At 63.3% G+C, this 12,072-nt stretch carries 13 protein-coding genes; 12 read left to right on the top strand and 1 reads right to left on the bottom strand.

Going from position 1 to position 12,072, the window contains the following annotated elements:
- The first annotated feature begins 20 nt into the window (after positions 1 to 20).
- The 7 genes from lpxD to HBH1_RS11570 all read left to right on the top strand — a co-directional run bounded on the left by lpxD (position 21) and on the right by HBH1_RS11570 (position 5,680).
- Positions 21 to 1,109, top strand: coding sequence for a UDP-3-O-(3-hydroxymyristoyl)glucosamine N-acyltransferase (gene lpxD / locus HBH1_RS11600; protein ID WP_102662884.1), 1,089 nt, complete (start codon positions 21 to 23; stop codon positions 1,107 to 1,109).
- A complete protein-coding gene (gene fabZ / locus HBH1_RS11595; protein WP_006462531.1) occupies positions 1,102 to 1,566 on the top strand; it encodes a 3-hydroxyacyl-ACP dehydratase FabZ in 465 nt (154 codons plus the stop codon). The genes lpxD and fabZ overlap by 8 nt, the downstream gene beginning before the upstream one ends.
- A gap of 131 nt (positions 1,567 to 1,697) precedes the next feature.
- Positions 1,698 to 2,486, top strand: coding sequence for an acyl-ACP--UDP-N-acetylglucosamine O-acyltransferase (gene lpxA / locus HBH1_RS11590; protein WP_006462530.1), 789 nt, complete (start codon positions 1,698 to 1,700; stop codon positions 2,484 to 2,486).
- Complete coding sequence (lpxB, locus tag HBH1_RS11585) at positions 2,470 to 3,645, top strand: lipid-A-disaccharide synthase (protein ID WP_102662883.1); 1,176 nt, start codon at positions 2,470 to 2,472, stop codon at positions 3,643 to 3,645. The genes lpxA and lpxB overlap by 17 nt, the downstream gene beginning before the upstream one ends.
- 46 nt (positions 3,646 to 3,691) lie before the next feature.
- Positions 3,692 to 4,339 carry a ribonuclease HII gene (gene rnhB, locus HBH1_RS11580; RefSeq protein WP_102662882.1) on the top strand — a complete coding sequence of 216 codons (648 nt, stop codon included), beginning with the start codon at positions 3,692 to 3,694 and terminating at the stop codon, positions 4,337 to 4,339.
- A 9-nt stretch (positions 4,340 to 4,348) separates the two neighbouring features.
- Positions 4,349 to 5,140, top strand: coding sequence for a TrmH family RNA methyltransferase (locus HBH1_RS11575; protein WP_102662881.1), 792 nt, complete (start codon positions 4,349 to 4,351; stop codon positions 5,138 to 5,140).
- Between the two features lie 9 nt (positions 5,141 to 5,149).
- On the top strand, positions 5,150 to 5,680 hold the full coding sequence (locus HBH1_RS11570; RefSeq protein ID WP_102662880.1) for a DUF6314 family protein: 531 nt from the start codon (positions 5,150 to 5,152) through the stop codon (positions 5,678 to 5,680).
- On the opposite strand, the gene HBH1_RS11565 is transcribed toward HBH1_RS11570, so the two are convergent.
- A complete protein-coding gene (locus HBH1_RS11565) occupies positions 5,661 to 6,515 on the bottom strand; it encodes a posphoenolpyruvate synthetase regulatory kinase/phosphorylase PpsR (RefSeq protein WP_006462525.1) in 855 nt (284 codons plus the stop codon). The two genes, HBH1_RS11570 and HBH1_RS11565, sit on opposite strands and share 20 nt — an antisense overlap.
- A 107-nt stretch (positions 6,516 to 6,622) precedes the next feature.
- Between HBH1_RS11565 and HBH1_RS11560 the strand changes: the two genes are divergently transcribed.
- From HBH1_RS11560 to HBH1_RS11540, 5 genes are all read left to right on the top strand, one after another.
- Positions 6,623 to 6,877, top strand: a complete 255-nt coding sequence (locus HBH1_RS11560) for a hypothetical protein (protein WP_233207590.1) — start codon at positions 6,623 to 6,625, stop codon at positions 6,875 to 6,877.
- Positions 6,878 to 6,887: 10 nt separating this feature from the next.
- Entirely contained in the window at positions 6,888 to 9,242 is a 2,355-nt protein-coding gene (gene ppsA, locus HBH1_RS11555; protein WP_233207589.1) for a phosphoenolpyruvate synthase, read from the top strand.
- Positions 9,243 to 9,398: 156 nt separating this feature from the next.
- Positions 9,399 to 9,833, top strand: coding sequence for an NfeD family protein (locus HBH1_RS11550; RefSeq protein ID WP_102662878.1), 435 nt, complete (start codon positions 9,399 to 9,401; stop codon positions 9,831 to 9,833).
- A gap of 32 nt (positions 9,834 to 9,865) precedes the next feature.
- Positions 9,866 to 10,777 carry an SPFH domain-containing protein gene (locus HBH1_RS11545; protein ID WP_102662877.1) on the top strand — a complete coding sequence of 304 codons (912 nt, stop codon included), beginning with the start codon at positions 9,866 to 9,868 and terminating at the stop codon, positions 10,775 to 10,777.
- Between the two features lie 9 nt (positions 10,778 to 10,786).
- Positions 10,787 to 12,064, top strand: a complete 1,278-nt coding sequence (locus HBH1_RS11540; protein ID WP_199181569.1) for a serine hydrolase domain-containing protein — start codon at positions 10,787 to 10,789, stop codon at positions 12,062 to 12,064.
- The last annotated feature ends 8 nt before the right edge of the window (positions 12,065 to 12,072 follow it).

Here is a 12,072-nt window from a genome sequence, read left to right as displayed (position 1 = left end):
CTGTCATTCGGAAAGCCAAGATGAGTATTCGACTGGAGCAATTGGTCGAGCGCTTGGGCGGGCAGTTGAAGGGTGAAGCGAACATCGCAGTCCAGGGCATCGCGCCATTGGACGCCGCAGGTTCCAGCCACATCACCTTCCTCTCCAATCCCAAATTCCGCGCACAAGCCGACCAGACCCAGGCTGCGGCGCTGATCCTGTCCGAGGCCGACGACGCCCAGGTACAGGCTTATGCCGGTGCCCGCATCGTCACCCGTAATCCCTACGCCTATTTCGCCCGTGCTGCGCAGATGTTCCAGGCCCTGGCCGAGGTGCTGCCTCCGGCCGGCATCCACCCCAGCGCCGTGGTCGATCCTGCTGCCAGCGTGGCGCCGGATGCCGTGATTGGCCCGCTGGTGGTGATCGAAGCCGGCGCCGTCATCGGCCCGCGTGCCCGCATCGATGCCGGCAGTTTCATCGGGCAGCACGCCAGCGTTGGCGAGGATACCCATTTCCACGCCCGTGCCACCTTGCACTACGGCTGCGAAATCGGCGCCCGTGGCATCGTCCATTCCGGCGCCGTGATTGGCGCGGATGGGTTCGGTTTCGCCAATGAGGCCGGCCAGTGGATCAAGATTCCCCAGGTGGGCCGCGTGATGATCGGCGACGACGTCGAAATCGGCGCCAATACCACCATCGACCGTGGTGCGCTGGCCGACACTGTGATCGAGGAGGGCGTCAAGCTCGACAACCAGATCCAGATCGCCCACAACTGCCACATCGGCGCGCATACCGCCATTGCGGCCTGCGCCGGCATCGCCGGCAGCGCCCGCATCGGCAAGTATTGCTCCATCGGTGGCGCAGCCATGATCCATGGTCACATCACCATCGTGGACAAGGTCCACGTCTCGGCCGGCACCCTGGCCCTGCGTTCCATCCTGGAGCCAGGCCAGTACACCGGCTTCTATCCCATCACCGAACACCGCGACTGGGAAAAATCGGCGGCATTAGTGCGCAATCTGGGCACGATGCGTGAGAAAATCCGGGCGTTGGAAAAATCGCTCAAAACGTTGACACAAGAACAAGCGGGCCAAGCCCCGCTTTCAGAGAATCAAGAAGAGAATGAATAGCCTCGACATCAATCAAATCAAACAGTACCTGCCGCACCGTTACCCGCTGCTGCTGGTCGATCGCGTGCTGAACTGGGAGAGCGGCAAGACCATCACCGCGATCAAGAACGTGACCGTGAATGAAGAATTCTTCAATGGTCACTTCCCGCACAAGCCGGTGATGCCGGGCGTGCTGATGATCGAGGCGCTGGCCCAGACGGCTGCACTGCTGTCCTTCCTGACCGAAGGCCGCAAGCCGGACGAAAACACCGTGGTCTATTTCGTGGGCATCGACAATGCACGCTTCAAGCGTCCGGTGGAGCCGGGCGACCAGTTGAAGATGGAAGTCGAGATCACCCGTCGCGCGCGCGGCATCTGGAAGTACCGCGCCGTGGCCACCGTCGATGGTCAGGTGGCAGTCGAAGGCGACCTCATGTGCACCATGCGCAGCGCCGCCGACGCCAGCCAGAGCGCCTGACCCGGCCGGCCTGACGGCAGGCTGCAAGGCAGGCCCGGCGGCGATCGGCAAGGTCGCGCCGGGCCTGATTCATTGTGCATGTTGCGCATCTGCAATGTGCACATCCAGCGAACCCAAGCGAAGCACAGGATATGTCCAAGATCCATCCAAGCGCAGTGATTGCCCCCGGAGCACAGATCGACGAGTCGGTCGAGATCGGCGCCTATGCCGTCATCGGCCCTGATGTGCGCATCGGTGCCGGCACCCGCATCGGTCCGCACGTGGTCATCGAAGGCCACACCAGCATCGGTCGGGACAACGAGATTTTCCAGTTCGCCTCCATCGGCGCGGCGCCGCAGGACAAGAAGTATGCCGGCGAGCCCACCACGGTGGAGATCGGTGACCGCAACACCATCCGCGAATTCGTCACCTTCAACCGTGGCACCGTCCAGGATGCCGGCGCCACCCGCATCGGCAACGACAACTGGATCATGGCCTACGTCCACCTGGCCCACGATTGCCAGCTGGGCAACAACATCATCCTGGCCAACAATGCCACGCTGGCAGGTCACGTTCACCTGGGCGATTATGTCTTCCTCGGTGGGTTTACCACCGTGCACCAGTTCTGCCACATCGGCGCGCATGCCATGACTGCCTTCACTGCCGCAGTCAGCCAGGACGTGCCGCCCTTCGTGACGGCTGCCGGCAACCGCGCCGTCCCCGCCGGCATCAATAGCGAAGGCCTCAAGCGCCGTGGCTTCAGCAGCGAGCAGATCATGGAGATCAAGCGCGCCTACAAGTTGATCTATCGTGCCAACCTGCCGCTGGAGCAGGCCAAGCAGGAACTGGCGCAGATGGAGGCCAAGTCCGCCGATGCTGCCCAGTACATTCGCATGTTGCGCGAGTTCATCGAGGCTTCGGCCCGTGGCATCATCCGCTGACATCACGCGGCGCCAGTCGATTGCGCTGGTCGCCGGGGAGAGTTCAGGCGACCTGCTCGGCAGCCGCCTGCTGGCCGGCGTGCGCGAACGCCTGCCGCAGGCGCGTCTGCATGGTATCGGCGGCGAGCACATGGCCGCGCAAGGCTTCACCAGCCACTGGCCGATGGACAAGCTGACCGTGCGTGGCCTGTTCGAGGTGATTCCGCGCTATCGCGAGATCAAGGGCATCCAGGAAGCGCTGCGCGACAAGTTGCTGGCCGACCGGCCGGACGCCTTCGTCGGCGTCGATTACCCGGGATTCAACCTGGGCCTGGAAGAACAGCTCAAGAAGGCCGGTATCCCGACCATCCATTTCATCGGGCCGCAGATCTGGGCCTGGCGGGGCTGGCGCATCAAGAAGATCCAGCGTGCGGTATCGCACATGCTGGTCATCTTCCCCTTCGAGGAAAGCATCTACCGCAAGGCCGGCGTGCCGGTGACCTATGTCGGCCATCCGCTGGCCGAGGTGATTCCGCTGCAACCGGATACCGCCGGCGCCCGCCAGCGCCTGGGTCTGACCGGTCCCGGGCGGGTGGTAGCCATCCTGCCGGGCAGCCGCATGAGCGAGCTCAAGCAGAATAGTGAAGGCTTCCTGGCGGCGGCGCGCCTGCTCAGGCAGCGTGACCCACAATTGCAGTTCGTCACGCCCATGGCCGGCGATCACCAGATGGCATTCTTCCAGGAACAGATTCGCCAGGGTGGCTATGAAGACCTGGACATCCAGGTCATCCGTGGCCAGTCGCACAGCGCCATGGAAGCCTCGGATGCGGTGCTGGTGGCCTCCGGTACGGCCTCGCTGGAAGTGGCGCTGTACAAGAAGCCGATGGTGATCTCCTACAAGGTCAACTGGGCCTCTTACCAGATCATGCGTCACATGGCCTACCAGCCCTGGGTCGGTCTGCCCAATATCCTGGCCCGGGACTTCCTGGTGCCGGAACTGCTGCAGCATCAGGCGACCCCGACCGCGCTGGCCGACGCCATGTGGCATCAGCTGGAAGACCACGCGCACCAGCAGCGCCTGCTGCGGCGCTTTGCCGACATGCACCATGCGCTGCTGCGCGATACCAGCCGCGAGAGTGCCAATGCCGTGTGCGAGGTCATCGGCGCCCGTCGCCGCTGACCTCGGCAGCGACGGTCCGTTATCAAGTTTGAAGAAGGAAAATCCCATGCCCAAGCTGGCGCCGCAGACAATGGCATTGTTCGACGACCACACCGGAGAGATCATCTGCGGCGTTGACGAGGCGGGCCGCGGGCCGCTGGCCGGTCCGGTGTTCGCGGCCGCCGTGATCCTCGACCCGGCGCGCCCGGTCAAGGGCCTGCGCGACTCCAAGAAACTCAGCGAAGCCGCCCGCGATGGGTTGGCGCTGGAGATCAAGGAATGCGCGCTGGCCTGGTCCATCGCCTCCTGCACCGAGCAGGAAATCGACGAACTCAACATCCTGCAGGCCAGCATGCTGGCCATGCGGCGTGCGGTGGAAGCACTCTCCACCTTGCCCACGCTGGCGCTGATCGACGGCAATCGCTGCCCGGTGATGAGCATCCGCTCCGAAGCCATCATCAAGGGGGATGACAAGGTGCCCTCGATCTCGGCTGCCTCCATCCTGGCCAAGACCGCGCGCGATGCGGCACTGATGGTCTTGCACGACGCCTATCCGCATTACGGCTTTGACCGTCACAAGGGTTATCCGACCTCCTTGCATCTGGAGATGCTGCGCCTGCACGGCGTGTCGCCGGTGCACCGCCGCTCCTACGCTCCGGTCAAGGCCCTGCTGGCGGGCCAGGTCGTGTCAGGCCCGGCCGTCATGCTGGCGTAGGGAGGGCGCATGAAACTGATTACTTCGAAAGACAATCCGCTCTTCAAGGATCTGAAACAGCTGGCCTCCAGCAGCCAGGCGCGCCGCCGCGCCGGCCAGAGCCTGCTGGACGGCGTGCACCTGGCCCAGGCCTGGCTGCAGTATCGCGATGCGCCACAGCTCTGCGTGGTGGCAGAGGGCGCCCAGTACCATCCCGAGGTCGCACCCATCCTGGCCCGGAGTGAAGCGCTGGGAGCCCAGTGCCTGGTGCTGGCCGACAAGCTGTATGACGCCATCAGCACCGTCGAAAACGGCGTCGGGCTGTTCCTGCTGGTGATGACCCCACAGGCGGTCGCGCCCCAATCGCTGCGGGATTCGGCAGTATTGCTGGATGGTCTGCAAGACCCCGGCAACCTGGGTTCCATCTTGCGCAGCGCCGCCGCGGCCGGGGTGACGCAGGTGTTCTGTTCCCCCGGCACGGCGGCAGCCTGGTCGCCCAAGGTCTTGCGCGCCGGCATGGGCGCGCATTTCGTGCTGGATATCTTCGAGAATGTGGACCTGGTCGCCTTGTGCGCAGCCAGCCGCATTCCGTTGCTGGCCACCAGCTCGCACGCCGCGCAGACCATCTACGACTGCGACCTCTCAGGCCCTGTGGCCTGGTTGCTGGGGCATGAAGGGCAGGGGGTCTCGCCGGCCTTGCAGGAGGCCGCAACGCAAGAAGTGGTGATCCCGCATCTGGGGCAGATGGAGTCGCTCAACGTGGCCGCTGCGGCGGCCGTTTGCCTGTTCGAACAACTGCGCCAGCGCACGCTGGGGCGCTGAGAGGGCATCATGGCGACGACGGCGGTCACGACGGCGTTTCCTCCCCCGGACCTGGCCGCCCTGGCGGCCTACTTCCTTGGGCAATGGCAGTTCGATCGCACCATCTGGGAAGGCAGCGAGACGCCGCAGGCTACGGCCGTCGGCACCTTCGATTTCATTTCGGGCGAAGTGCCGGGCCAGTTGCTCTACCGCGAACGTGGCCAACTGCGCATGCTGGCAGGGGCACTGGGGCGCCCCATCCTGTTTTCCCGTCTCTTCGATTACCGTTTCGGCGCCGACCGGGTCGCGGTGCTGTTCGCCGACGGCGAGCGCGTCGGCCAGTCTTATCAGTCTTATTTGCTGCGTGGAAATATGTTGGTTCCGGCCGCCGACCACCTCTGCGGCCCGGATTGCTACAACGCCGCCTACACCCTCGATACTGAAGATTCCTTCACCATGGAAACCTTCATCAGCGGCCCCAAAAAGCGCACCCGCGTGCTGACCGTGGCCCGTCGCTGCGGGCCTGAGGTCGGGCCCGAGGTCAGCGCGTCTCCAGCTTGATTTCCTGCAGGATGGTGGCAGCGATTTCCTCGATGGACTTGGTGGTGGAGGACATCCAGCGGATGCCCTCGCGCCGCATCATCTTCTCGGCCTCATTGATTTCATAGCGGCAATTTTCCAGCGCGGCGTACTTGCTGCCCGGACGGCGCTCATTGCGCACTTCCGACAGGCGTTCAGGCGCGATGGTCAGGCCAAAGATCTTTTTCTTGTGCATCACCAGGCCGCTGGGCAGCTTTTCGCGCTCGAAGTCTTCTGGAATCAAGGGGTAGTTGGCGCACTTGATGCCGAACTGCATGGCCAGATACAGGCTGGTCGGGGTCTTGCCTGAGCGCGAGACGCCCACCAGGATCACGTCGGCTTCAGAGAGGTTCTTGTTGGACTGGCCGTCATCATGCGCCAGCGAGAAATTGATGGCCTCGATGCGATTGCGGTATTCCTCGGAATCAGTGGTGTTGTGGCTGCGGCCGATGGTGTGGGTGGACTTCATCTCCAGCTCCTGCTCCAGCGGCTCCACGAACGTCTGGAACAGGTCCATGTGCATGGCTTTGGCGCGGCGGATCACCGAGGACAGCTCCGACTTGACCAGGGTGGAAAAGACGATCGGCAGCTTGCCGTCGACCTGATAGGCCTCGTTGATCTTGCGGGTGGCGTCGTGGGCCTTGTCCAGGGTATCGATGAAGGGCAGGCGGATCTGCTTGAAGCGCAACTCGAACTGGCTCAGCACCGAATGCCCGAAGGTTTCTGCGGTGATCCCGGTGCCGTCGGAAACAAAGAAAACGGTGCGGTTGGCGGCCAGGACGGGCGAAGGATGCGGGATCGGCATGGGGTCGAGCATGGTCTGATTATCTTGTCTTTTGGAAAATTGAAAAAAAGTTTGGTGCTACGAACAAAAATGATTTCACGCGGTACAATGCCTAGCAATATTTCGAGAAGCCCATCCTGATGACCGTCATTCGCCTGCGCAATTCGACCGAGTTCCTGATGATGTTTGCATTGGCAAACGTCCTCGGTGCCTGCGCGCGTCTGTTCATGTCCCTGGGCTCTTCCTCGACACCGCACCTGCTGCCGCAACCGTCGCAGAATAACAAAAATAAACCGACCCATGCCGCGCCCGCGAAGATTTCTTATCATCAAGCTAGGGGTAGTCATGTCCAACGCAGTAAACACCCAGGGGGCGGTATACGTAGCCTCCTTTGAAACTCTTCGCATGACGGACGTCGAGTCCGTCGGTGGCAAAAACGCATCGCTGGGAGAAATGATTTCCCAGCTGGCCGGCGCTGGTGTGCGCGTGCCGGGCGGTTTCGCCACAACTGCGCAAGCTTTCCGCGATTTCCTGGAACACAGTGCCGATGGTGGCCCGACGCTGGCCGCCCGTATCGCCAAGCGCCTCGAAGGTCTGGATATCGATGACGTGCGTTCGCTGGCGCAAGCCGGCGCCGAGATCCGTCAATGGATCATCGACACGCCATTCCAGCCGCGCCTGGACCAGGAGATCCGTGCCTTCTACGACAAGCTGGTGGCCGATTCGACCGCCGAGATGTCGTTTGCCGTGCGCTCCTCCGCGACCGCCGAAGACCTGCCCGACGCCTCCTTTGCCGGTCAGCAGGAGACCTTCCTGAACGTGGTCGGCATCGACAACGTTCTGGAAGCGATGAAGCACGTCTTCGCCTCGCTCTACAATGACCGCGCCATCTCGTATCGCGTCCACAAGGGCTTCACCCACGCTGAAGTGGCGCTGTCGGCCGGCGTGCAACGCATGATCCGCTCCGACGTGGGCGCGGCCGGCGTGATGTTCACCATCGACACCGAATCGGGCTTCAAGGATGTGGTCTTCATCACCTCCAGCTATGGCCTGGGTGAGACCGTGGTGCAGGGCGCCGTCAACCCGGACGAGTACTACGTCCACAAGCCCATGCTGGAACTGGGCAAGCAGCCCGTGATCCGCCGCAACCTGGGTTCCAAGCTGATCAAGATGGAGTTCACCGGTGAAGCCAAGGCCGGCCGCTCGGTCAAGACCGTGGACGTGCCGGTGGAGCTGCGCAACCGCTATTCCCTGACCGACGCCGAAGTGGTGGAACTGGCCAAGTACGCCACCATCATCGAAAAGCACTACCAGCGTCCGATGGACATCGAGTGGGGCAAGGACGGTCGTGACGGCAAGCTCTACATCCTGCAGGCTCGCCCGGAAACCGTGAAGTCGCAGCAAAAGGCCACCGACGCCCAGCAGCGCTTCAAGCTGAAGAGCTCCGGTACCGTGCTGGCCACCGGCCGTGCCATCGGCCAGAAGATCGGCGCCGGTCCGGTGCGCGTGATCACCGATCCGGCGGAAATGGAACGCGTGCAGCCCGGCGACGTGCTGGTGGCCGACATGACCGATCCCAACTGGGAACCGGTGATGAAGCGTGCCTCGGCCATCGTCACCAACCGTGGCGGTCGTACCTGCCACGCCGCCATCATCGCCCGTGAACTGGGCGTGCCGGCGGTGGTCGGTTGCGGTGACGCGACCGACGTGCTCAAGGATGGCACCCTGGTGACCGTGTCCTGCGCCGAAGGCGACGAAGGCAAGATCTACGACGGCCTGCTGGAAACCGAAGTGACCGAAGTGGCCCGTGGCGAACTGCCGCCGATCCCGCTGAAGGTGATGATGAACGTGGGTAACCCGCAACTGGCCTTCGACTTCCAGTCGATCCCCAACGGCGGTGTCGGCCTGGCGCGTCTGGAATTCATCATCAACAACAACATCGGCGTGCACCCCAAGGCCATCCTGGAATACCCGAACATCGACGCCGACCTGAAGAAGGCCGTGGAGTCCGTGGCCCGTGGTCATGCCTCGCCCAAGGCCTTCTACGTGGACAAGCTGGCCGAAGGCATCGCCACCATCGCCGCGGCCTTCTGGCCCAAGCCGGTGATCGTGCGCCTGTCGGACTTCAAGTCCAACGAGTACAAGAAGCTGATCGGCGGTTCGCGCTACGAGCCGGACGAAGAAAACCCGATGCTGGGCTTCCGCGGTGCAGCCCGTTATCTGGCGCATGACTTCGCCGAAGCCTTCCAGATGGAGTGCCAGGCCATGAAGCGCGTACGCGAAGACATGGGCCTGACCAACGTCGAGGTGATGGTGCCCTTCGTGCGTACACTGGGCCAGGCGGAAAAGGTCATCGGCCTGCTGGGCAAGTATGGTTTGAAGCGCGGCGAAAACGGCCTGCGCGTCATCATGATGTGCGAAGTGCCGTCCAACGCCATCCTGGCCGAGCAGTTCCTGGAACACTTCGACGGCTTCTCCATCGGTTCCAACGACCTGACCCAGCTGACCCTGGGCCTGGACCGCGATTCCGGCATGGAGCTGCTGGCAGCTGACTTCGACGAGCGCGACCCGGCGGTGCAGGCCCTGCTGACCAAGGTCATCGCCACCTGCCGCGAGAAGGGCAAGTACGTCGGTATCTGCGGTCAGGGCCCTTCGGACCATCCGGACTTCGCCGAATGGCTGATGGACCAGGGCATCGAGTCGATCTCGCTGAACCCGGATACCGTCATCGATACCTGGCAGCAGCTGGCCAAGAAGTGATGATGAGGTAAGCCTCACTGACCACTACTGACCAACAACTGACGTTGATCGTTGAAAGAAGTGAAAGGCGCGGACAGAAATGTCCGCGCCTTTGTTTTTGTGTTCTCAAGCTGCGGTAGACTTGGCGCGTTTGCTATTAACTGACGAGGTGGGGTGATGAGCGACTGGGCGATCTGGTGGGCGCTGGCAGGTGGGCTGCTGGCCGCAGAACTATTCACCGGGACCTTCTATCTGCTGATGATTGCACTGGGCCTGGCCGCCGGCGGCATCGTTGCATGGGGTGGCGTGCCACTGGAGTGGCAACTGCTGGTGGCGGCCATCGTGGGCGTGGCGGCGGTGCTCGCGCTGCGCCGCAGCCGCTACGGCCGCCTGCGCCAGGGCAATGCCAACGACGATCCCAACCTGCTGCTCGATATCGGCCAGAGCGTCGAGGTACCCACCTGGCAGGCACAGGGCAGCCAATACATCGCCCGCGTCCCCTACCGCGGTGCGCAGTGGGATGTCGAACTGCTGCCCGGGCACCATGCCTTGCCCGGCCCCTACGTCATCCGCGAAATACGCGGCAGCCGCCTGCTGGTGGCGCCGCGCTGATCCATCCCCCCTCAAGTTCCAAGGAGAGTTCCATGCTGGGCAGCGTCACTCTGGTCATTTTCTTCCTCGCCATCGTCTTCGTCGTGCAGACGGTCAAGGTGGTCCCGCAACAGCACGCCTGGGTGGTGGAGCGCCTGGGCAAGTACCACGCCACGCTGGCGCCGGGCCTCAACATCGTGGTGCCTTTCATCGATCGCGTGGCCTACAAGCACATCCTCAAGGAAATCCCGCTGGACGTGCCGCCGCAGGTCTGCATCACCCGCGACAATACGCAGCTGCAGGTCGACGGCATCCTGTACTTCCAGATCACCGATCCGATGCGGGCCTCCTATGGTTCGTCCAACTACATTGCCGCCATCACCCAGCTGGCGCAGACCACGTTGCGCTCGGTGATCGGCAAGATGGAACTGGACAAGACCTTCGAGGAACGCGATCACATCAACACCGCCATCGTCAGCGCCATCGACGAATCGGCCGAGAACTGGGGCGTGAAGGTGCTGCGCTATGAAATCAAGGACCTGACCCCGCCCAAGGAAATCTTGCACGCCATGCAGGCCCAGATCACTGCCGAACGCGAAAAGCGCGCGCTGATCGCTGCCTCCGAAGGGCGCAAGCAGGAGCAGATCAATATCGCCACCGGTGAGCGTGAAGCTGCCATCGCCCGTTCCGAAGGCGAGAAGCAGGCCTCGATCAATCGCGCCGAAGGTCAGGCTGCGGCCATCCTTGCCATCGCCGAAGCCAGTGCCGAGGCGATCCGCAAGACGGCTGCGGCAATCCAGCAACCGGGTGGTTCGGACGCTGTCAACCTGAAGGTGGCGGAGCAGTATGTCGACGCCTTCGGCAAGCTGGCCAAGACCAACAATTCCATCATCGTGCCGGCCAATCTGTCCGATATGAGCGGCCTGATCGCATCGGCACTGCAAGTGGTGAAGCAACAGAAATAGAAATCGCCCATGAACTTCGCGTCTTTTCGTATCGCCTTGCCACGGCCAGCCCGGTTCGTGCTGACGGCCGTCTTGTTGTCGGCCGCCTCCGCCACCCACGCGCAGCAACAGGATGATGCGCTGGCCGCCCGCGTGGATGCCCGCATGGAGCAGATACTCGCCCGTTATCCGGTTCCCGGGGCCAGCATCGCCATCGCTTATCAGGGCCGGCTGGTGTACCAACGCGGCTATGGCATGGCGCTCACCGAAAGCAATACCCCGGTCACGCCCCAGACGCGTCTTCGCATCGGCAGCATTTCCAAGGCGGTGACGGCGGTGGCGGTGCTGAGGCTGTTCCAGAACGAGTTGCCGCAGGTGCTGGATCACCCGGTCTTCGGCCCGCAAGGTCTGTTGCCCGATGCGGCCTATCCGGATTTCGCCCAGCCGCTGGACCAGCGCGTGCTCCGGATCACCTTGCGCCAGCTGCTGCAACACACCAGCGGCTGGGGTGGCAGCGACTACGACCCGCAATACGACCTGGTCAATATCGCCCGCGCACGCCAGGTCCCGGCGCCGGCCTCGGCACGCGACGTGATCGCCTACGTGCTCAAGCAGCTTCTACTGGATGCTGCACCGGGCACTGAATTCTTCTACAGTAATTTCGCCTATAACGTGCTGGGTCGCATCATCGAGCACAAGACCGGGCAGCCCTATGAGCAGGCGGTGCAGGCATTGGTGTTCGGCCCGGCCGGGATCGATGATGCGGTGATCGCCGGGGATCGTCGCAACGAGCGCGCTGCAGGGGAGGCGGGCTATTACGACGACCCGCGCTGGCCCGCCGTGACCGACCGCGATGGCAGCGCGGCGACGTGTCCGGAATCCTATTGCGCCTATCATTTCAGGAGCATGGACGCCACCGCCGGCTGGGTGACCACGGCAGCCGACCTGGTGCGCCTGGTCGATGCGGTTCAGGGGCGCGGCAGCCCCGCATTGCTCAAGCCCGAAACGCTGGCCCTGATGAAGCAGCGCGATCCCAGGCTGGCAGAAAACAACTATGGCCTGGGCTGGGTGGTGACCCGTACCAACGGCATGGAAATCCTCTCCCACAGCGGCGCCCTGACCACCGGCAGCTACGCCTATCTGCAGTCGCGAGCCGATGGCTGGTCGTGGGCGGTGCTGATGAACCGCTTGCCAATTCCCTATCCGGCCGAACAGGGCGTGCAGGAACTGCAGGCCTTCCAGGTCGCGGTGCAACGCGGATTGATGACGACCATCGTCGATCCCGAACTGCAGGCCCTAGCACACTGACAGCTGCG

This window comes from Herbaspirillum sp. BH-1, from assembly GCF_002870055.1.
Taxonomy (GTDB): Bacteria; Pseudomonadota; Gammaproteobacteria; order Burkholderiales; family Burkholderiaceae_D; genus Herbaspirillum; species Herbaspirillum frisingense.
Note: the sequence above shows the minus strand (reverse complement) of the source record. Positions and strands in the feature narration are given on the sequence as shown.